At 69.2% G+C, this 18,651-nt stretch carries 21 protein-coding genes and 1 riboswitch; of the genes, 8 read left to right on the top strand and 13 right to left on the bottom strand.

Annotation, left to right across the window (positions count from 1 at the left end; genetic code table 11):
- Nucleotides 1-3: 3 nt before the first annotated feature.
- From ACFWZH_RS01795 to ACFWZH_RS01785, 3 genes are read right to left on the bottom strand one after another with little or no spacing between them, the layout of a single operon-like run.
- Nucleotides 4-411, bottom strand: coding sequence for an arsenate reductase ArsC (locus ACFWZH_RS01795; RefSeq protein WP_384424286.1), 408 nt, complete (start codon nt 409-411; stop codon nt 4-6).
- Entirely contained in the window at nt 404-1,516 is a 1,113-nt protein-coding gene (gene arsB, locus ACFWZH_RS01790) for an ACR3 family arsenite efflux transporter (protein ID WP_384424285.1), read from the bottom strand. Before arsB ends, ACFWZH_RS01795 begins: the two co-directional genes overlap by 8 nt.
- On the bottom strand, nt 1,513-1,914 hold the full coding sequence (locus tag ACFWZH_RS01785; protein ID WP_384424284.1) for an ArsR/SmtB family transcription factor: 402 nt from the start codon (nt 1,912-1,914) through the stop codon (nt 1,513-1,515). Before ACFWZH_RS01785 ends, arsB begins: the two co-directional genes overlap by 4 nt.
- Nucleotides 1,915-1,993: 79 nt before the next feature.
- Here ACFWZH_RS01785 and ACFWZH_RS01780 point away from each other — a divergent pair, with 79 nt between their 5' ends.
- Nucleotides 1,994-2,431, top strand: a complete 438-nt coding sequence (locus ACFWZH_RS01780) for an ArsI/CadI family heavy metal resistance metalloenzyme (protein WP_384424283.1) — start codon at nt 1,994-1,996, stop codon at nt 2,429-2,431.
- Between the two features lie 88 nt (nt 2,432-2,519).
- Here ACFWZH_RS01780 and thiC read toward each other — a convergent pair whose 3' ends face one another.
- On the bottom strand, nt 2,520-4,307 hold the full coding sequence (gene thiC, locus ACFWZH_RS01775; protein WP_384424282.1) for a phosphomethylpyrimidine synthase ThiC: 1,788 nt from the start codon (nt 4,305-4,307) through the stop codon (nt 2,520-2,522).
- Nucleotides 4,301-4,457, bottom strand: a riboswitch (TPP riboswitch). (Overlaps the previous gene by 7 nt.)
- A 47-nt stretch (nt 4,458-4,504) precedes the next feature.
- On the opposite strand from thiC, the gene ACFWZH_RS01770 reads away from it, so the two are divergent.
- Entirely contained in the window at nt 4,505-5,914 is a 1,410-nt protein-coding gene (locus ACFWZH_RS01770) for a YibE/F family protein (protein WP_384424281.1), read from the top strand.
- A gap of 102 nt (nt 5,915-6,016) precedes the next feature.
- Here the strand turns inward: ACFWZH_RS01770 and ACFWZH_RS01765 are convergent, their stop codons facing one another.
- The 4 genes from ACFWZH_RS01765 to ACFWZH_RS01750 form a co-directional block, all read right to left on the bottom strand.
- Nucleotides 6,017-6,439 (bottom strand): SsgA family sporulation/cell division regulator, encoded by a 423-nt coding sequence (locus tag ACFWZH_RS01765; protein WP_384424280.1) that lies wholly within the window; start codon nt 6,437-6,439, stop codon nt 6,017-6,019.
- Nucleotides 6,440-6,543: 104 nt separating this feature from the next.
- Nucleotides 6,544-7,314, bottom strand: coding sequence for an IclR family transcriptional regulator (locus ACFWZH_RS01760; RefSeq protein ID WP_384424279.1), 771 nt, complete (start codon nt 7,312-7,314; stop codon nt 6,544-6,546).
- A 373-nt stretch (nt 7,315-7,687) separates the two neighbouring features.
- Nucleotides 7,688-7,912 (bottom strand): DUF5326 family protein, encoded by a 225-nt coding sequence (locus tag ACFWZH_RS01755; RefSeq protein WP_384424278.1) that lies wholly within the window; start codon nt 7,910-7,912, stop codon nt 7,688-7,690.
- A gap of 218 nt (nt 7,913-8,130) precedes the next feature.
- Nucleotides 8,131-8,448: a cupin domain-containing protein gene (locus tag ACFWZH_RS01750; protein ID WP_384424277.1), complete on the bottom strand. Its 318-nt coding sequence runs from the start codon at nt 8,446-8,448 to the stop codon at nt 8,131-8,133.
- Nucleotides 8,449-8,496: 48 nt separating this feature from the next.
- On the opposite strand from ACFWZH_RS01750, the gene ACFWZH_RS01745 reads away from it, so the two are divergent.
- From ACFWZH_RS01745 to ACFWZH_RS01725, 5 genes are all read left to right on the top strand, one after another.
- On the top strand, nt 8,497-8,874 hold the full coding sequence (locus ACFWZH_RS01745) for a phage holin family protein (RefSeq protein WP_384424276.1): 378 nt from the start codon (nt 8,497-8,499) through the stop codon (nt 8,872-8,874).
- A 12-nt stretch (nt 8,875-8,886) separates the two neighbouring features.
- The gene (locus ACFWZH_RS01740; protein ID WP_384424625.1) at nt 8,887-9,453 is read left to right on the top strand and encodes a low molecular weight protein-tyrosine-phosphatase; all 567 of its coding nucleotides are present in this window, start codon (nt 8,887-8,889) and stop codon (nt 9,451-9,453) included.
- Nucleotides 9,450-10,589, top strand: a complete 1,140-nt coding sequence (locus ACFWZH_RS01735) for a cystathionine gamma-lyase (RefSeq protein ID WP_384424275.1) — start codon at nt 9,450-9,452, stop codon at nt 10,587-10,589. Before ACFWZH_RS01740 ends, ACFWZH_RS01735 begins: the two co-directional genes overlap by 4 nt.
- Nucleotides 10,590-10,820: 231 nt before the next feature.
- Nucleotides 10,821-11,717 carry a LysR family transcriptional regulator gene (locus ACFWZH_RS01730; RefSeq protein WP_384424274.1) on the top strand — a complete coding sequence of 299 codons (897 nt, stop codon included), beginning with the start codon at nt 10,821-10,823 and terminating at the stop codon, nt 11,715-11,717.
- 48 nt (nt 11,718-11,765) lie between these two features.
- Nucleotides 11,766-12,245 (top strand): NUDIX domain-containing protein, encoded by a 480-nt coding sequence (locus ACFWZH_RS01725; RefSeq protein WP_384424273.1) that lies wholly within the window; start codon nt 11,766-11,768, stop codon nt 12,243-12,245.
- Between the two features lie 44 nt (nt 12,246-12,289).
- On the opposite strand, the gene ACFWZH_RS01720 is transcribed toward ACFWZH_RS01725, so the two are convergent.
- The 3 genes from ACFWZH_RS01720 to ACFWZH_RS01710 form a co-directional block, all read right to left on the bottom strand.
- Nucleotides 12,290-13,132: a pyridoxamine 5'-phosphate oxidase family protein gene (locus ACFWZH_RS01720; RefSeq protein ID WP_384424272.1), complete on the bottom strand. Its 843-nt coding sequence runs from the start codon at nt 13,130-13,132 to the stop codon at nt 12,290-12,292.
- A gap of 49 nt (nt 13,133-13,181) precedes the next feature.
- Nucleotides 13,182-15,011 (bottom strand): globin domain-containing protein, encoded by a 1,830-nt coding sequence (locus ACFWZH_RS01715; RefSeq protein ID WP_384424271.1) that lies wholly within the window; start codon nt 15,009-15,011, stop codon nt 13,182-13,184.
- A gap of 449 nt (nt 15,012-15,460) precedes the next feature.
- On the bottom strand, nt 15,461-16,096 hold the full coding sequence (locus ACFWZH_RS01710; RefSeq protein ID WP_384424270.1) for an HAD family hydrolase: 636 nt from the start codon (nt 16,094-16,096) through the stop codon (nt 15,461-15,463).
- 152 nt (nt 16,097-16,248) lie between these two features.
- On the opposite strand from ACFWZH_RS01710, the gene ACFWZH_RS01705 reads away from it, so the two are divergent.
- Nucleotides 16,249-16,806 carry a DUF2269 domain-containing protein gene (locus ACFWZH_RS01705; protein WP_384424269.1) on the top strand — a complete coding sequence of 186 codons (558 nt, stop codon included), beginning with the start codon at nt 16,249-16,251 and terminating at the stop codon, nt 16,804-16,806.
- A 20-nt stretch (nt 16,807-16,826) separates the two neighbouring features.
- On the opposite strand, the gene ACFWZH_RS01700 is transcribed toward ACFWZH_RS01705, so the two are convergent.
- Nucleotides 16,827-17,312 carry a heme-binding protein gene (locus tag ACFWZH_RS01700; RefSeq protein WP_384424268.1) on the bottom strand — a complete coding sequence of 162 codons (486 nt, stop codon included), beginning with the start codon at nt 17,310-17,312 and terminating at the stop codon, nt 16,827-16,829.
- A 105-nt stretch (nt 17,313-17,417) separates the two neighbouring features.
- Entirely contained in the window at nt 17,418-18,638 is a 1,221-nt protein-coding gene (locus tag ACFWZH_RS01695) for an MFS transporter (protein ID WP_384424267.1), read from the bottom strand.
- Nucleotides 18,639-18,651 lie beyond the last annotated feature (13 nt).

Below are 18,651 nucleotides of genomic sequence, written 5' to 3'. Positions count from 1 at the left end.
CGCTCAGTCAGTGAGGTCGCTCAGCAGCTCCCGGACGCGGGCCCGGATCTCGTCGCGGATCGGGCGGACGGCGGCCACACCCCGGCCTGCCGGGTCCTCCAACTTCCAGTCGAGATACCTCTTGCCGGGGAAGACCGGGCAGGCGTCACCGCAGCCCATGGTGATCACCACGTCGGATGCCCGCACCGTCTCGGCGGTCAGCACTTTCGGCGTCTCGGCCGAGATATCGATGCCGACCTCGGCCATCGCCTGGACGACGGCCGGGTTGACGGTGTCGGCGGGGGCCGAACCGGCCGAGCGGACCTCCACCTTGCCCTGGGCGAGGTCGGCGAGGAAGGCAGCGGCCATCTGCGAGCGTCCGGCGTTGTGGACGCACACGAACAGCACCGATGGCTTGCGGGGGTCAGTCATGGACGTGCTCCTGGTGGCCGGCCGGCACGGCGGCCGGGGCAGGGGTGTCGGGGAAGAGGCGGCGGGCGGCCAGGGCGACGTAGACCAGGCCGATCAGTACCGGCACCTCGATGAGAGGGCCGACGACACCGGCCAGGGCCTGGCCGGACGTTGCGCCGAAGGTCGCGATGGCGACGGCGATGGCGAGTTCGAAGTTGTTGCCGGCCGCGGTGAACGCCAGGGTCGTCGCCCTCGGGTAGTTCAGGCCGACGGCCTTGCCCAGGGCCATGGAACCGGCCCACATGAGCGCGAAGTACACCAGCAGCGGCAGTGCGATGCGTGCGACGTCCAGCGGGCGGGAGGTGATCGCGTCCCCCTGGAGGGCGAAGAGCACGACGATGGTGAACAGCAGTCCGTAGAGCGCGAAGGGGCCGATGCGGGGGATCAGCTTCGTCTCGTACCAGGTGCGGCCCTTGGTCTTCTCCCCCAGGCGGCGGGTGAGGAACCCGGCGGCCAGGGGGATGCCGAGGAAGATCAGCACACTGCGGGCGATCTCCCACACGCCGACGTTCAGCCCGGTCTGTTGCAGGCCGAGCCAGCCGGGCAGGACGGAGAGGTAGAACCAGCCCAGCAGGCTGAACGCGAGGACCTGGAAGACCGAGTTCAGGGCCACGAGGACGGCGGCGGCCTCGCGGTCGCCGCAGGCCAGGTCGTTCCAGATGATGACCATGGCGATGCACCGGGCCAGCCCCACGATGATCAACCCGGTCCGGTACTCCGGCAGGTCGGGCAGGAAGAGCCAGGCGAGCGCGAACATCACGGCGGGGCCGGCGATCCAGTTGATCAACAGGGAGGGGATCAGCAGGCGGCGGTCCCGGGTGACGCTGTCCAGGCGGTCATAGCGGACCTTGGCCAGCACCGGATACATCATCACCAGCAGGCCCAGCGCGATCGGCAGGGAGACGCCGGTGACGGTCACCTTCGCCAGGGCGTCCCCCAGGCCCGGCACCGCACGGCCCAGGACCAGGCCGGCGGCCATGGCCAGCAGGATCCATGCGGCCAGGAAGCGGTCAAGGAACGACAGTCGGGCCGCGACCGGCCCCGCAGCGCTGTTCCGCGTGGTCATGAGGCGGCCTCCGCGGGCGCCTCGGCGGACGGAGTGAGGGGCCGGCCGGCGGGGCGGGTGAGGATGCCGGCCAACCGGTCGGTCATCTCGGGAAGCAGCCGGTAGTACACCCATGTCCCGCGACGTTCGGAGTCGATCAGCCCGGCCTGCTTCAAGAGCTTGAGGTGGTGGGAGATCGTCGGCTGGGACAGGTCGAAGGCCGGCGTCAGATCACACACGCACACCTCGCCGCCGGCCCGGGAGGCGATCATCGACAGCAGTCGCAGCCGCACCGGATCCCCGAGGGCCTTGAAGACCTTCGCCAGCTCGCCGGCCTGATCCTCGTCCAGCGGCGCGGTCAGCAGCCCGGGGCAGCACTCCTGGGTCTGACCGAGCACCTCAAGCTTTTGATTCGACATGCGTCTATGTTGACGAACTTCGATCCACGGCGCAAGCTTGCATCGAGAGACATCAATACAACGTGACGAGGAGGCCGTAATGTCCCGCGTTCAGCTCGCCCTCAGCGTTTCCGACCTCGACGCCTCGGTGGAGTTCTACGCCAGGCTCTTCGGCGTCGAGCCGGCCAAGCGCCGCCCGGGGTACGCCAACTTCGCCCTCGCCGAACCGCCGCTCAAGCTCGTCCTGATCGAGGGCGACGCCGACCAGCAGACCCGCCTGGACCACCTCGGCATCGAAGTCACCTCCACCGAACAGGTCACCGCCGCCACCGACCGTCTCACGGAAGCCGGACTGGCGACGTTCACAGAGAACGACACCTCCTGCTGCTACGCCCTCCAGGACAAGGTCTGGGTCCACGGGCCCGGCAAGGAACCCTGGGAGGTCTACGTCGTCAAGGCCGACACCGAGCAGATGGGCGAGTCGCCCGCGCTTGAGGGGGATGCCTGCTGCGGCAGCGGCCAACACGGGGCGGGTTGAGCCAACACATCTGCTCCGCCGGCTGGTTGATCGCTCCGTAACGGCGGGGCCCCATCTGGGCCTCCGCCGTTACTCTCAGGCGCGGAATTCAGTCCGCCAGCGGCAGATACACACGGTTGCCCGCGGCCGCGAACTCCTTGGACTTCTCCAGCATCCCCGCCTCGATCTCCTCCGGCGTCGCGTCCGCGTCGCCGCCGAACTGCTCGGTGATGCTCCTACTGATCTTCATCGAGCAGAACTTCGGGCCGCACATCGAGCAGAAGTGGGCCGTCTTCGCCGGCTCCGCGGGCAGTGTCGCGTCGTGGAACGCGCGTGCCGTGTCCGGGTCGAGGGCCAGGTTGAACTGGTCCTCCCAGCGGAACTCGAAGCGGGCGTCGGAGAGCGCGTCATCCCATTCCTGGGCTCCCGGGTGGCCCTTGGCCAGGTCCGCCGCATGGGCCGCGATCTTGTACGTGATGACGCCGGTCTTGACGTCGTCGCGGTCGGGCAGGCCCAGGTGCTCCTTGGGCGTGACGTAGCAGAGCATGGCGGTGCCCCACCAGGCGATCATCGCCGCGCCGATGCCGGAGGTGATGTGGTCGTAGGCAGGCGCGATGTCGGTGGTCAGCGGGCCCAGCGTGTAGAACGGTGCCTCTTCGCAGATCTCCTGCTGGAGGTCGATGTTCTCCTTGATCTTGTGCATCGGGACATGGCCCGGGCCCTCGATCATGGTCTGCACGCCGTGCCGCTTGGCGATGGTGTTCAGCTCGCCGAGCGTCCGCAGCTCGGCGAACTGCGCCTCGTCGTTGGCGTCCGCGATGGAGCCGGGGCGCAGTCCGTCACCGAGCGAGTAGGTGACGTCGTACGAGGCGAGGATCTCGCAGAGCTCCTCGAAGTGCGTGTACAGGAACGACTCCTGATGGTGCGCGAGGCACCAGGCGGCCATGATCGAGCCGCCTCGGGAGACGATGCCGGTCTTGCGGCGGGCCGTGAGCGGGACGTAGCGGAGCAGCACACCGGCGTGCACCGTCATGTAGTCGACGCCCTGCTCGGCCTGTTCGATCACGGTGTCCTTGTAGATCTCCCAGGTCAGCTCCTCGGCCTTGCCGTCGACCTTCTCCAGCGCCTGGTACAGGGGGACGGTGCCGATCGGGACGGGGGAGTTGCGCAGCACCCACTCGCGGGTGGTGTGGATGTTGCGTCCGGTGGACAGATCCATGACCGTGTCGGCGCCCCAGCGGGTCGCCCAGGTCATCTTCTCCACCTCCTCCTCGATGGAGGAGGTGACCGCCGAGTTACCGATGTTGGCGTTCACCTTCACCAGGAAGTTCTTGCCGATGATCATCGGCTCGATCTCCGGGTGGTTGACGTTGGACGGCAGCACGGCGCGGCCGGCCGCGATCTCGTCTCGTACGAACTCGGGCGTGACGTTCTCGCGGAGGGCGACGTACTCCATCTCCGCGGTGATCTCGCCGCGCCGGGCGTATGCGAGCTGGGTGACGGCGGCGCCGTTGCGGCCACGGCGGGGCTGGCGCGGACGGCCGGGGAAGACCGCGTCCAGGTTCTTGAGGCCACCGCGCGGTGAGGTGTGCTTGAGGCCGTCGTCCTCCGGCCGCATGGGGCGGCCCGCGTACTCCTCGGTGTCGCCGCGAGCGATGATCCAGTTCTCCCGCAGCGGCGCGAGACCACGACGGACATCGGTTTCGATGTTGGGGTCGGTGTACGGCCCGGACGTGTCGTAGAGCGTCACGTGCTTGCCGTTGGTGAGGTGCACCCTCCGGACCGGGACCCGAAGATCCGGGCGCGATCCGGAGACATAGCCCTTGTGCCAGCCGATCTGCGGCTCGCTGCCGGCACCGTTTTCGTTTTTGGGCGTGCGTGCATCCTGCAGAGTCATGAGACCCAACTCCCTACGCCGGCATTACCCGGTAACAGGTTCGGCGGTCGACACAGCGGCTTCCGTCCATCGACGTTTCACGTGAAACATCACTGGGACGAAGGTCAGCGCCCTCTCAGCCCGGTGCTCCGAGCTCCCGCGATTGCAAAGGTGGCACCACGGTAGCGGCCGACGTAGCGGGGTGAACAGGGGGCCCCATGAGTTGTTGCAATGATCTGTGGGTGAGCTCTCACGAATCCCACCCCCACCCCGCCGCGCACTCGCACGGTCACGGCCACGGCCCTGCCGCGCCCGTCTCGCGGCATCTGCGCAAGGTCATCGCGGCGGTGCTGATCCCGTTCGCCACCGCGGTCGCGGTCGGCCTGGTCGTGCTCTGGCCGGGCGGCGCACCGGGGCACAAACCATCCGGTGTCGGCTTCGACCAACCCACCGAGCAGGCCAGAGTGGTGAAGGTGGCTGAGGTGAACTGCGCGGATGTCCATGCCGAGCAGCAGCCTCAGCCTCCGTCACCGACGGGGCAACCGCCGGCCGGGGGAGCGGCACCGGACAAGCCCTGCCAGCAGGCGACCATCAAGGTCACCACGGGCGAGAACGCCGGGCGCACCTTCCAGACGGTGGTGACGCCGGACGCGCTGCGGCACTACACCACCGGGCAGGAGGTGGTGGTGTCGTACTCCCCCAAGGCACCCAGGGAACTGCAGTACTCGGTCACCGATGTCGACCGGTCTCTTCCGATGTGGGTGCTGGCAGGCATCTTCGCCATCGCCGTCGTGGTCGTCGGCCGGCTGCGCGGGGTGCTCGCGCTGGTCGCACTGGCGGCCAGCTTCGTCGTCCTGACGCTGTTCATCCTCCCGGCGATCCTGCAGGGCTCCAATCCGCTGGTGGTGGCCGTGGTGGGGGGCTCGGCGATCATGCTGATCGCCCTCTACCTGTGCCATGGGCTGACGGCCCGTACCTCCGTGGCGGTACTCGGCACCCTCGCCTCGCTCCTGCTGATCGCACTGCTCGGTTCGGTCTTCATCGGCTGGGCGCTGCTGACGGGCAATACGGACGACACGACCGGGCTGGTGCACGGGCTCTACCCGAACATCGAGATCCGCGGACTGCTCCTGGCGGGGATCATCATCGGGTCGTTGGGTGTGCTCGACGATGTGACGGTGACCCAGACCGCCGCGGTGTGGGAGCTGAAGGAGGCGGACCCGACGGCGGGCTGGCGCAAGCTCTACGGCGCGGCGATGCGGATCGGCCGCGACCACATCGCGTCCGTCGTCAACACCCTTGTCCTGGCCTACGCGGGTGCCGCGCTGCCGTTGCTTTTGCTGTTCTCGATCGCACAGAGCAGCGTCGGTACGGTCACCACGAGCGAGGTCGTGGCGGAGGAGATCGTGCGCACGCTGGTCGGCAGCATCGGCCTGGTCGCCTCGGTGCCGCTGACGACGCTTCTGGCGGCGCTCGTCGTCTCGGCGGACCGCAGGAACGACGGCACACGTCGCGCACAGGGGACAGCGGACCCGGGGGCAGGGAGTGCGGGGGCAAGGGGCGCCGACGATGCGTCGCGCGGCCGGTCGGGACGGCGTGGAGGGCATGGCAGGCGACGCAAGCGGTAGCGGTACGGGCATGCCGCGCACGGGGCCCGGAGGGGCGCGCGGCATGTGAAGTGACCGGCGGACCCGTGTGGCGCCGGTGTGGACGGGGCGTTCGGGCCGGGGTCAGCCGGCGGGCGCCTCCGTGAGGATCCGGTCCAGCACGGCCTCCAACGTGTCGCAGACCTCTTCCTTGCCGAGCGGCACGAGCCGGTCCGTACGGTCCAGGAAGGCGACCAGCGGCGCCGCGCTCACCCGGAACAGGGCGCGCTCGGCGCCTACTTGGAGGCTGATGAAGACATCGCTGAGATGCTCGGGCGAGGCCGGTTCGATCCGCACATCACCCTCACCGGACGGCCGGCTCAAGCCGTCCAGCAGCAGCTCACGCCCGAAGGCCCAGGTGACGGGCGCATCACCGGGCAGGTCGAAGGTGAGGCGGACGGCGTAGGGATCGGCGCTGTCGAAGTCCAGCTCCACCGGAATCCGGAACGCGAGCTCCTCGGAGACGACGAAGCTCATGATCACTTCTGCCTGAACTGTGTCGGTCATCAACCACTGCCCCGCACTTGATCGGAGATGGCCGGGAAACATCCCCCGTAGCCCTATTGCCGCCATCGTCGGCCACGTGCTGGCAGATCACAAGGAGTGAGTTTTCAGATACTGATAGAGAAGGCGAGTGTCGTTAGTGTCGCCTCCGCCATTTTTCGTAGTCGATCCGTAACGGACCGCAATCGGTGCAGTTCGTTGGCGGGAAGTGACACCGCCAACGTCGCCGCGGCCGCACCAACCTGGATGGGGATGGCCGAACACACCGTGCCCAGGGCATATTCCTGTCGCTCGAAGGCGGCCTGACCGCGACGCACCGTATCCAAACGGCGCAGCAAATCGTCCTCAGATCGCAGGGAAAAGGGCGTTATCGACTGCAGGGGATGCCGCGACAGATGCTCCTTCCTCGATGCCTCGTCAAGCTGCGCGAGCAGACACTGCCCGATCGCATGAGCGTGAGCGGTGGTACGAAAATCAACCCATTCCTCCACCGGCGGCCGATCCGGGTTGTCCGCGACCGCCACGACCTCCACTTCACCCTCCCGGTAGACGGCGAAGTAGACGGCGGCGCCCAGCTTCCGGCCCGCCACGGCCAGCGCCTCGGAGATCTGGGCCCGCTGCCGGCGCCTGGCCCCGGCCTTGCCGATGGCCTCCGCCGCCGCACCGATGACGAAGACGCCGTTCTCGCGCTGCAGATAGCCCTCGTAGGTCAGGGTCCGCAACAGGTGGTAGGTCGTCGGCAGCGGCAGCCCGGTTTCTCTGGCGAGTTGTTTGGCCGGCGCCCCATCGGCGTGCTCGCTCACCGCTTCCAGCAGCCGGAGCGCTCGCTGCACCGAACCGATCAAGGTGGGGTGTGAGGTGGATTCGCCGTTCACCATTGCCAACGCCAACCCCCAGATCGGCTCGCCGTGGGGCACGGGGGCCCCGGTCGCGGGACCCGCTCCCACGACCGCGCGCGTCTCCCAGGCTTCCGCGATGACGCCGGCCCGGCCTCGCCTCACCCGGTATTTTCCGGAACGTCACCATCCGGAAGACGCCTGCGATCCGCACTCTAACTCCGCCGATCGGAGCAGTAAGCCGAAAGCCGGGGGAGTTAACCCACCTGGCGCACTAGTTGGCGTGCGGAGGCAGGGGCGGGCCGACATCCGACCTGCGGGGCCGCTGTTGAACGGAGTTGGGCGGTGCGCGCCGGGTGGCGCGTCGGCACGGGCGGGGTCGTCCGGACGCAGTCGTCCGGACGGAGGGTGTGGCTTACCAGTCGCTCTTCGACGAGGACGACGACGAACCGTTGAACCTGCGGACGAGGTAGACGACTCCGGCGATGAGGGCCGCCGCGATGAGGAGCTTGAACAGCACGCCGATCAGGAACCCGAGCGCCGAGGCGATGAATCCTCCGAAGACCACGATCAGGACGACGGGCACCACGACCCAGGTGACCCACCACGGAAGCCCTGCGAATATCCCCTTACCAGCCACTGCTCTGCCCTGCTTTCTGTCTGTAACGGCGTCTGTACCGCGCTATCTGTCCACCGCACTGTCTGTGCGCCGATGGCACCGTCCGCGCGCCGGGCCGCTGCCCGGCCGTCTCCGGTTCTCCCATCACCAACGATGCTAGGGCGCGGAGCACGGCCGCGGGGGCTGCGCAGCCCCGGTCCTCCCCTGAGCCTTCCCCTACGGGTATCGGGCCTCGACCCTTAGCTCTCAGGAGGAGAGAAGACCACCATCACCCTGAGATCCTCGCTGATGTGGTGGAACTTGTGGGGAACCCCGGCCGGCACATAGACCACGCTTCCGCGCGCCACCGGCTCCGTCTCCGCGCCGACGGTGATCGCTCCCCGGCCGCTGACCACGAAGTACACCTCGTCCTGGGCGTGCGGCTGCTGCGGATCGATGCTGCCGGCGTCCAGCGCGTACAGCCCGACCGACATGTTGCGTTCCCTGATGAACTGCAAGTACGCACCGTCGTTGGCGGCCCGCTCCGCTTCCAGTTCATCCAGCCTGAAGGCCTTCATGCCGTTCGCACCCCTTGATGGTTCACACTCGTCTGCGACGATCTCACCATGAAGCATTTTCTGGTCAAGACGATCGCCAACGCCGCGGCGCTTGCCGTGGCCATCTGGCTGCTCAAGGACATCACGCTCACCGGCGAGAACACCGGCCGCCAGGTACTGACCCTGATCCTCGTCGCGCTGATCTTCGGGTTGGTCAACTTCCTCGTCAAGCCCGTGGTGAAGCTGCTGTCCTTCCCCCTGTTCATCCTCACGCTCGGCCTGATCACGCTGGTCGTGAACGCGCTGATGCTGCTGCTGACATCCTGGCTCGCCGGCAAGGTCGACCTCGCCTTCCATGTGAACGGCTTCTGGACGGCCCTGCTCGGCGGCGTGATCATCTCCATCGTCTCCTGGGCGATGCACGTGATCCTTCCCGACGAGGACTGATCCTTGACCGCTGTGTTCCGCCTCTGCTTCGTCTGCACCGGCAACATCTGCCGTTCACCGATGGCGGAGTCCGTCTTCCGCGCCCACCTCGCGGAGGACGGGCTCGACGCCCTGGTCGAGGTGGACAGCGCCGGCACCGGCGGCTGGCACGAGGGCGACGGAGCCGATCCGCGCACGGTCGCCGTGCTGCGCGCGGGCGGTTACCCCTCCGCCCACACCGCACGGCAGTTCCGCGCCTCCTGGTTCGACCGCCTCGACCTGGTCATCGCGCTCGACTCCGGGCATCTGCGCGAGCTGCGGCGGCTGGCCCCCACGCCCGACGCCGCCGCCAAGGTCCGCCTGCTGCGCTCCTACGCGCCAGACACGGCGGGCGATCTCGACGTGCCCGATCCGTACTACGGCGGTCTCGCGGACTTCGAGGAGTGCCTGGAGATGATCGAGGCGGCGAGCGAGGGCCTGCTGGCAGCGGTACGCACCGCGGTCACCGCCCGCGCCGTCGTCCCAGCCCGTGCGCCCGGGCACGACGACCGACGCCCGGCGCAGGTCACGCACCACCCGCAGGAGAAGGAGGGCATGTGACGGGCGACGGCACCCGCGTCGTACGCGCCGGGCTTCCGGAGCCGGAGGCCTTCGAGCCGGCCCTCCCCGGTCCGGTCTTCGCGGCCCACTTCCACCTGCCCGGCGACGCCGTCGGCCCCTACATGTACGGACGGGACGCCAACCCGACGTGGACCCGCCTGGAGAAGGCCATCGGTGAGCTCGAATCGCCGGACGGCAGCGCCCACACCGTTACCTTCGCGTCCGGGATGGCGGCGATCACCGCCGTCCTCTTCTCCCAGCTGCGCTCCGGCGACGCGGTGGTCCTGCCCGGCGACGGCTACCAGCTGCTGCCGGCAGTCCGCACTCGCCTGGAGAGCTACGGCATCGAGGTCCGCACGGCACCCACGGCACATGACGCACAGCTCGACGTGCTGGACGGTGCCCGGCTGCTGTGGATCGAGACGCCCTCCAACCCCGGGCTCGACGTCTGCGACATCCGGCGGCTGGCCGACGCGGCGCACCGGCGCGGCGCCCTCGTCGCCGTCGACAACACCCTCGCCACCCCCCTCGGCCAGCGCCCCCTGGAGCTGGGCGCGGACTTCTCGGTGGCCAGCGGCACCAAGGCGCTGACCGGCCACGGCGATGTCCTGCTGGGGTACGCCAGCACCCGCGATGCCGCGCTGGCCGAGTCCGTACGGCTGTGGCGCAAGACCGTGGGCGCGATCCCGGGCCCCATGGAGAGCTGGCTCGCGCATCGCTCACTCGCCACCCTCGCACTGCGCGTCCGTCAGCAGTCGGCCGGCGCACTGACGCTTGCCACGGCGCTGGCCGACCGCCCCGAGGTCAGCGGCCTGCGCCACCCCGGCCTGCCGTCCGACCCGTCCCACCTCCTCGCCACCCAGCAGATGCGCCCTGGCCGCTTCGGCTCCGTGGTCTCGTTCGTGCTGCCGGACAAGGCGCACGCGGAGCGGTTCCTGTCCGCGCTGGCCCTGGTCGACGATGCAACGAGCTTCGGGGGCGTGCGGTCCAGTGCCGAGCGACGCGCCCGCTGGGGCGGCGACGCCGTGCCCGAGGGCTTCATCCGTCTGTCGGTCGGCGTCGAGGAACCGGAGGACCTGGTCGCAGACGTCCTCCACGCACTGGATATTGCGGCGCGCGAGGCCGCGCAGAGCTGATCGGACGTAACTGGCCGGCAGGGTATCCCCCCTCGTCACCCTGCCGGCCGCGGCTCCGCGTGGACCAAGTCCACGTGTTTCACGTGAAACCAGCTGTTTCACGTGAAACGAACCGCTGAGACAAGGCTAGTTGACTGAGCGTCAGTGTCCAATCACGCTAGCGACACAGCCCTATCGACAAATTTATAGTTGGCCCGCGACCAGGCTTCCGAGGGGCGCAGGAGGTACGCGATGGATCTGGCTCTGCTGCGCACCTTCGTCACGGTGCACCGAGCCGGCTCCTTCACCCGTGCCGCAGCGTTACTCGGGCTCTCCCAACCCGCGGTGACCAGCCAGATCCGGGCGCTGGAACGCCAGTTGGGCCGCCCGCTCTTCCTGCGTTACGCCCGTGGCGTCACCCCCACCACCATCGGCGACGAGCTCGCCCACAAAGTGGCGCCGCACCTGGACGCGCTCACCGAGATCACCGAGACCGGCCTGGACCGGGACTCCGTGACCCGCACCCTCCATCTCGCCGGCCCCCCGGAGTTCCTCGCCGAGCGCGCGCTGCCCGCACTGACCCCGCTCATCGCCCAGGGCCTATCCATACGCACCTCCTTCGGCACCACCGACGAGCTGCTGACGGGCCTGGCCGCCGGCCACCACGATCTGACCGTCACCACCACCCGGCCGCGTGGCGGACTGCTCACCGCGACCCCGCTGTGCGACGAGGAGCACGTCCTGATCGCCGCACCCCGCTGGGCGGCCCAGTTGGGCGGTCCGGCGGTGCTGCAGGCCAGGGGTGTCCGCGTGCTGGACCCCGTACCGCTCGTGGAAGTCCATGAGAGCCTGCCGCTGGTCGCCCGCTATTGGTCGGCGGTCTTCGACGCCAAGCCGGCGGCCTCCGCCGCCGTGATCGCGGCCGATCTCCGGGCGGTGCTGTCCTGTGTCACGGCCGGTGCGGGGCTCGCCGTGCTGCCCCGCTATCTGTGTGCCGAGGCACTGGACTGCGGAGAGGTCGTCGCGCTGCTCGACCCGCCGGTGCCGCCGCTCCGCACCTACTTCCTCGCCGTACGGACCGGGACGCTGGGCCTGCCGCATATCGCCCGGGCGCATGAGTCACTGCTGCGGTGCGCCGTCGACTGGTAGCGAAGGGGCAGGGGTTTCACCAGGCTGCGGTTGCGGCATCTGTCGACTATGACCGTACGGCCAGTCGTCAAACGCACCGCCCGCGCGATTCTGCTCGACGGCGCGGACCTTGTTCTGATCAAGCGCACCAAACCGGGCCGGGCCCCGTACTGGATCACCCCCGGCGGTGGGGTCGAGCCCGAGGACGCCACCGTCATCGACGCCCTCCACCGTGAACTGGACGAAGAGCTGGGCGCGAAGATCAAGGACGTGGTGCCGGTCTTCGTCGACACCGTCGAGCACATCAGCGACGGCGGAGTGGACGGCGTGAAGGTACAGCACTTCTTCGTGTGCCGGCTCGACTCGATGGACCTCGCACGCCGCCACGGACCGGAGGTCGAGGAGCCCTGCGGGGACTACGAGATCGTGCGGGTACCCTTCACCCGAGTCGGGATCGCCTCCGTCGAGGTCGTGCCGCTGTCACTGCGGCACTACCTGGACGGCAACATCGAAGGCGTACGGGCGATGCACGCCCCCGACCTGGGCTGAACCCGCACGACCGCACCGCAGCACCCGCGGCCGCAGCGGATTCGTCAGTCGTCGCGCCGGTCGAACCACCCGCGGAACTCAGGCTCGTCCTCCGCGGGGCGGCGCGGCTGGGCGCGCGCCAGCACCCGCTCGACCCGGTCGAGGAACTCCGCATTCAGCTCCTGCACGAAGTCCTCCCGGCCCGCGCCCCGCGGCGCCGGGACGGTGTCCTCGTGCAGCCCGCCCCGAAGGTGCTCGTTCTTGCGCTCCGCGCGCCGGAACGGCAGCCGCTCGCCGGCCTCGGCCGCCGCGCCGAAGAAGTCGCCGCCCTTGCGCTTGAAGTCGTCCGTGCCCCAGGCCCGCGCCCCGCGCTGGTGCGCCGGGACCTTCTGCAGATGCGGTATGTGCTTGGAGCAGTGGATGTACGCCTCCTCGACCTCGACGGTGACCCACAGCTGGGCGCGGCGGCCGGGGACCGGGTCGACCGGCAGACCGACGTGGCACGCCCGCATCTCGTCGTCCATCACGACCCGCGCCCGGCCGTTGACGTGCAGCCCGATGCGGTCGCGGGTGAAGTCGACCATCAGCATGCCCAGGCGGGGGTTCTCCGAGATGTTGCCGATGGACGCCATGACACCGTTGCCGCGGTACTCCGGGTAGGCCAGCGTCCGTTCGTCGAGCACCTGGAGGAACCCGGGCGGCCCGGCCCGGAACGTCGCATCGCAGTCGCCGTGCCGGTCGGCCGTGGACAGGAAGAACATCTCCTGCCGGGACACGAACTCCTGCATACGGGCGTTGAGATGGTCCAGGACCTGGTCCTGGTAGAACCGGTCGGCGCGCTCGGTCGTGCCAAGTCTCTGCTGCACCAAGTGCTCGCCGTCGCTTCCGGGGCGCGCCTGCGCGCTCATGCCCCGCCCCTCGCCTGTCGGCTCGAATTCACCCTGTGCTGCCAAGACCTCAATCTCCTGCCGAGACCAGCTCTTCTATGGAGTCGTGCCGTATGCGGTCGCTCGGAATACCGACCCCTACCAAAGCGTCCACACCGCTGCGGATCAACCCGGGCGGCCCGGAAAGATAGGCGTCGTACTCCCGGAACGGTCCGTATTGCCGTACTGCGTCCGGAAGCTGACCGGTCTCACTGCTGGTCCCGCCGCGGACCGCGGGCCCGGTGGCGACGACCGGACGGACCGAGAGCCAGGGGTGGGCCTGTTCGAGCTGCAGCATGGTGTCGAGGTCGTAGAGGTCGTGATCGCTGCGGGCGCCGTAGAAGACCTCGACCGGGCGCCGGATACCGTGTTCGGCGACATCCTCGACCAGGGCCTTGATCGGGGCGATACCGGTGCCGCCGCCGACGCACAGCAGGCCGTTGCGGGTGGTGTGGTCGACGGTCATCGAGCCGCCCGGGGCACCGAGCCGGATGACGTCACCGGGCCGTGCGCGGTGGACCATGGCGTTGGAGACCCAGCCGGCCGGGACCGCCTTGACGTGGAACGAGAGCAAGCCGTCCGAGCGCGGCGCGGAGGCGAAGGAGTAGTGCCGCCAGACCCGCGGCCACCAGGGGGTTTCGACGCTGGTGTACTGACCGGCGAGGAACGGGTAGGGCTGGTCGGGGCGGACCGTCACCACCGCGATCTCGGGCGTGCGCAGCTCGTGCGAGACGACCTCGGCCTGCCACCAGGGGGGTGCCACGGCCTCGTCCTCGGCAGCGGCGTCGATCATGATCTGCGAGATCGCGGTGTACGCGCGCACCCATGCGGCCTCGGTCTCCGGGTCCCAACTGGAGGTCGCATACCGCGCGAGCGATCTGAGCAGGCATTCGCCGACCGCGGGGTAGTGGTCGGGTTGGGTGCCGTACTTGCGATGCCCGCGGCCGAGGTTCGACAGGTACGCGGTGAGCACTTCGCCGTTGTCGACGTGCTGGGCCGCGGTGAGCAGTGCCTTGAACAGCCGGTCGCGCTGGGTGTCCATCGAGGCGGGGAACAGCGCCCTCAGGTCGGGGTGCTGGACGAAGAGCAGCGCGTAGAAGTACGAGGTGACCTTGTCCGCCACCGGCCCTATTTCGGCCATGGTGCGGCGGATGAGGATCGCGTCGGGAGAGGCCGGTGCGGCCTCGGAGGACGAGGCTTCCAGAGCGTCGAGGGAGGGCTCCGGGGCAGGCGCGGCGGGGCGCTGAGGGGTGAAGACGGAGGGGGCGGGGGCGGGGGCGGGGGCCGCGTTCTGCGCGTCGGGGCCGACGGGGGCTGCCCGGCGGTGTACCGACTCGTGGACGGGTTCGGGCTCACGGCCCCGGGACGGCTCGCGTTCCTGGGCGGGCTCGGGCACAAGGTGCGGCGGGTCGAACGGAGACGAGGGAGCGCCGTACCCGCGGCCCGCGGCGGCCTGCTCGGCATAGGGGGAAGCGGTGGCCTGCTCGACATAGGGGGAAGCGGTGGCCTGCTCGGCATAAGGGGACGCGGTGGGCCGACGGCCCGTATCGTGCCGCGGCTGAGGAACCTGCGGCGGCTCCGCCTCGCGTTCACGCGTGGCAGCGGTGCCTACCGGCCGGATCGGATTGACCGGCCGGCTGGGTATCCGTTCCCGTTCGTCGGGTTCGTACCGCTCGCCGACGTCCGCGTGTTGACCCCGGTCGTTCACTTCGGCCCGGTCGTCCTGACCCTGCCGGTCCTGGACGTCTTGTCGCTCCTGCTGTTCCCCGGGGGACTTCTTCGGCGGATTGAACCAACCCCAACCGCCACTGTTGCCGCCAGAAGAGCCGCCATCGGCCGACGTGGTGGTCGGAGCGTCCATGGTCTGCCTCGCCTCGAACGTCTTTCGGTTGACTTAGCACTTCCGCGGATCGGAACTGCCCGGAATTCCCCCGTCCTGCCCCGGAATTCTTAATCGACTCAAGCGATTCCGGCAACCCCCTCCAAAGCGGACAGATCTCACTCCCTTGCGACAATGCGGAGCAGACGCCGCGTCAGCAGCATGACAGCCCCGCCCATCACAACGGACAAACAGTCGGAAGTCCGGTCGTCACGGGCCGCTTCACCGCTATGCTGACGAGCTTTGCCCGCGCTTCGTGGCTCACGGAAGCCCTCACCCCGTCAAGCCGGACTCGACCATACCGGCAGTAGTTGAAACCACAAGACCTGATCTTGGAACACTCCGAACGGCCCCTCCGATAAGAGTGTTCCTCCCCACAGAGTGCATTTTCAGCACACACAGTGGGCGAATCCCCGGCAGAAAACTCGGAATTACCGGCCAGTACGCACCAGTTCGTATGCCTCGCGCAGATCGCGCCCCGCGTATGCGTAAAAGGCCAGGTCACTGACGTGGTGATCGGCATTCACGGCCACGGATCGGGGAACCGCCGCGAACAGTTCGGCGTCCGACTGCGAGTCGCCGTACGCCACGCAGTCGGCCCGGGTCAGCCCGTACCTCACGCAGAGTTCATCCGCGATCCGCACCTTCGCCGCCGGCGAGAGGATGCCGGCCGGATCCATCGGCTGCCGGATCGGCACCGCGGGCCAACGCGAGGCGTGCGCGGTGTCGGCCCCCCAGCCCACCAGCCGGTCAACGAAGAAGCTGGGCGAGAGGGAGATCACCGCGCACCGTTCACCCCGCGCTCGGATATCCGCCCAGACCTCCTGAATTCCGGCCAGCCAGGGCGCGCCCTCGAAGGCCGCGGCCACATGGAGTTCGGTGAGCTCGGCGGCCCAGAGATCACATGCCCGCTGCGCGTACTGCAGCGGCGTCAGCTCCCCCGTCACGAACCCGCGCTCCAACTCGGCGATCTCCCGGTCCAGCCCGAGCTGCCGGGAGATCTCGATGGCGGCCGCGGACCCGTGGAGCAGAGTCCCGTCCATGTCGAACAGATGCAGCGTGCTCATGGGGCGGAGCTTAGGGCCTGGGCGTTCTGGCCCCTCGGACGGGACCAGGTCCCGTAGGGGAGCGGACGCGGGCGCCGTACTCAGGTGCGCGTAGGCGCGGATACTCCCGGCGGCAGATGTACGGCGGGGCCACGGACGCCACCGTGGACCGTATGCAGCAGCTTCGCCGGCCCGCCCGCCGGGCCCTCCTCGTCCTCCATGTCGCCGTATCCGTCAGCTGGCTCGGGCTCACTCTCGGGCTTCTGACCCTCAGTGTCACCGGCTTCACCGCCGGCTCCCCCGAGACAGCGGCGGTCGCCTACCGGGCGATGAAGATCTTCAGCGACTGGCTGGTCCTCCCGATCGCCCTTGTCACGTTGGTCAGTGGACTGGTGCTGTCCCTGGGCACCGCATGGGGGCTGGCCAGGCACCGCTGGGTCTTCATCAAGTTCTGGCTGACACTCGTCACCGTGCTGCTGACGGTCTTCTCCCTCCGCCCGGGCATCGACCAACTGGCCGCCGAGGCGGCCGCGGGCAGCGCCGTCCCCGACGTCGGCCTCGTCGTCGCACCGGCGGTCGCCACGGCCACCTACCTCTTCATCACCGCGATCTCCGTCCTCAAGCCCTGGGGGCTGACCAAACGCGGCCGCCGACTGCGCGCGGCGCAGTCGACCGGGACCCGCACCCCCCAGGCGCGAGGGAGCGGCAAGGAGGGTGCGGGCGTCCGCTAGCGGACAGGGCAAGACCGTCGTCAGGCGAGGTCGGCCTCCGCTATCGCCGTGGTGGCGATCCGGTGGTCCTGGTCCGGGGCACCGCCGCCGACGCCGATCGCGCCGATCAGCCGGCCGTCCCTGTGCAGCGGCACGCCGCCCGCGAGGAAGAGCAGCGGCCGGTCCAGCGCCGTGGGCAGCGTATGGAAGAGGCCGTCAGGCCGTACGAGATCAACGAGGTCGGCGGTCGGCGCGTCCAGCTGCAGGGCGGTGTAGGCCTTGCGGGTGCTGGTCTCCCCGGAGATCAGCACGGCCGTGTCGTCCCGCCGGAAGCCGAGCAGATGGCCACCCGCGTCGACGACGGACACGCTGCCTCGGACCCCGAGGTCCTCGGCGGCCCGCCCAGCGGCCTCGATGAGGACATCGGCATCGCGGGCCGTGAGGGGGCGGACAGCGGGGGCGGCATCTGCGGTGGAGGAGGGGCCGGAGGCCTGGGAGGTGGAGGCCTGGGGGGTGGAGATGCTCATGAGAAGTGTCCTTGGGGGTGTGGTGCTGGTGGCGCTTGGGGCGCCGCTGGTGCTGGTGTTGCGAGTAGTGCGGAGGGGCGTCTGCCGGCGCGGTGTCCGGAACCGTCAGCCCTGCGCCGCCGGCACGGGCTCGCCGGCGATCGCGCCGGGAAGCCCGGTGGCCACGACCTGGCCACGGCCCGTCTGACGCCGCTCCAGGGCGGAGGCGAATATCGCCACCACGAGCGCCGCGACGGTCATCAGCGCACCGACCCAGTTGGGTGCGGTGTAGCCGAGGCCGGCCGAGATGACGATCCCGCCGAGCCAGGAGGCCAGTGCGTTGCCGAAGTTGAAGGCCGCGATGTTGCCGGCCGAGGCCAGGGTGGGCGCCGCGGCCGCCTGGTCCATCACCCGCTTCTGCAGCGGCGGCACGGTCGCGAAGCCGAAGACCCCGATCAGCGCGATGGTGAGGGTTGCGGCGATCTTGTTGTGCGCGGTCAAGGAGAAGGCGGCCAGCGAGAGGGCCAGACCGGTCAGCGACACGTAGAGCATCGGCATCATGGCGCGGTCGGTGAAGCGGCCGGAGACCAGGTTTCCGCCGACCATGCCGAGGCCGAAGATGGCCGTCAGCCAGATGACGGAGGACGGTGCGAAGCCGGTGACCTCGGTCATCATCGAGGCGAGGTAGGTGACGGCTGCGAAGACACCGCCGAAGCCGAGGATCGTCATCAGCATCGCGAGCCCGACCTGGGGGTTGCGGAAGACCGCCAGTTCGCTGCCTATGGGGGAGGCCGCCCTCGCCCGCTGCGCGGGAACGAGCTTGACGATGCCCAGCAGGCCGATCACACCCAGCGCCGTGATGGCGTAGAAGGTGGTGCGCCAGCCGAACTGCTGGCTGAGCATCGTGCCGGCCGGGACACCCACGACGTTCGCGATGGTCAGGCCGCTGAACATCAGCGAGATGGCGCTGGCACGCTTCTGGGGCGCGACCAGGTCGGCGGCCACGAGCGCGCCGATGCCGAAGAACGCGCCATGCGTGAACGCGGAGACGATCCGGCCGGCCAGCATGATGCCGAAGTTGGGCGCGATGCCCGTGAGCAGGTTGCCCACGATGAACAGGCCCATCAGCAGCATCAGCATCTGCTTGCGCGTGAAGCGCGTGCCGAGCGCGGTCATCAGCGGGGCGCCTATGACCACACCGAGGGCGTAGAGGGTGGTCGCGTATCCGGCGAGCGGGATGGAGACACCGAAACCGGCCGCCATGTCGGGCAGCAGGCCCATGACCGCGAACTCGGTCGTTCCGATCCCGAAGGCGCCGATGGCAAGGGCCAGGAGCGCGAGAGGCATGACGGATCCCTTC

The sequence above is a fragment of the Streptomyces sp. NPDC059008 genome (genome assembly GCF_042749045.1).
GTDB lineage: Bacteria > Actinomycetota > Actinomycetes > Streptomycetales > Streptomycetaceae > Streptomyces.
The sequence above is the reverse complement of the archived record's forward strand: the minus strand, read 5'-3'. Positions and strand labels throughout refer to the sequence as shown.

Excerpts from the sequence above, each read along its gene's own strand:
- ACFWZH_RS01705 (WP_384424269.1), top strand. The coding sequence starts at position 16,249 with ATGCAGCAGCTTCGCCGGCCCGCCCGCCGGGCCCTCCTCGTCCTCCAT.
- ACFWZH_RS01730 (WP_384424274.1), top strand. The coding sequence starts at position 10,821 with ATGGATCTGGCTCTGCTGCGCACCTTCGTCACGGTGCACCGAGCCGGC.
- ACFWZH_RS01700 (WP_384424268.1), bottom strand. The coding sequence starts at position 17,312 with ATGAGCATCTCCACCCCCCAGGCCTCCACCTCCCAGGCCTCCGGCCCC.
- ACFWZH_RS01785 (WP_384424284.1), bottom strand. The coding sequence starts at position 1,914 with ATGTCGAATCAAAAGCTTGAGGTGCTCGGTCAGACCCAGGAGTGCTGC.
- thiC (WP_384424282.1), bottom strand. The coding sequence starts at position 4,307 with ATGACTCTGCAGGATGCACGCACGCCCAAAAACGAAAACGGTGCCGGC.
- ACFWZH_RS01780 (WP_384424283.1), top strand. The coding sequence starts at position 1,994 with ATGTCCCGCGTTCAGCTCGCCCTCAGCGTTTCCGACCTCGACGCCTCG.
- ACFWZH_RS01770 (WP_384424281.1), top strand. The coding sequence starts at position 4,505 with ATGAGTTGTTGCAATGATCTGTGGGTGAGCTCTCACGAATCCCACCCC.
- arsB (WP_384424285.1), bottom strand. The coding sequence starts at position 1,516 with ATGACCACGCGGAACAGCGCTGCGGGGCCGGTCGCGGCCCGACTGTCG.
- ACFWZH_RS01695 (WP_384424267.1), bottom strand. The coding sequence starts at position 18,638 with ATGCCTCTCGCGCTCCTGGCCCTTGCCATCGGCGCCTTCGGGATCGGA.
- ACFWZH_RS01765 (WP_384424280.1), bottom strand. The coding sequence starts at position 6,439 with ATGACCGACACAGTTCAGGCAGAAGTGATCATGAGCTTCGTCGTCTCC.
- ACFWZH_RS01720 (WP_384424272.1), bottom strand. The coding sequence starts at position 13,132 with ATGAGCGCGCAGGCGCGCCCCGGAAGCGACGGCGAGCACTTGGTGCAG.
- ACFWZH_RS01760 (WP_384424279.1), bottom strand. The coding sequence starts at position 7,314 with ATGGTGAACGGCGAATCCACCTCACACCCCACCTTGATCGGTTCGGTG.
- ACFWZH_RS01750 (WP_384424277.1), bottom strand. The coding sequence starts at position 8,448 with ATGAAGGCCTTCAGGCTGGATGAACTGGAAGCGGAGCGGGCCGCCAAC.
- ACFWZH_RS01715 (WP_384424271.1), bottom strand. The coding sequence starts at position 15,011 with ATGGACGCTCCGACCACCACGTCGGCCGATGGCGGCTCTTCTGGCGGC.
- ACFWZH_RS01795 (WP_384424286.1), bottom strand. The coding sequence starts at position 411 with ATGACTGACCCCCGCAAGCCATCGGTGCTGTTCGTGTGCGTCCACAAC.
- ACFWZH_RS01745 (WP_384424276.1), top strand. The coding sequence starts at position 8,497 with ATGAAGCATTTTCTGGTCAAGACGATCGCCAACGCCGCGGCGCTTGCC.
- ACFWZH_RS01725 (WP_384424273.1), top strand. The coding sequence starts at position 11,766 with ATGACCGTACGGCCAGTCGTCAAACGCACCGCCCGCGCGATTCTGCTC.
- ACFWZH_RS01710 (WP_384424270.1), bottom strand. The coding sequence starts at position 16,096 with ATGAGCACGCTGCATCTGTTCGACATGGACGGGACTCTGCTCCACGGG.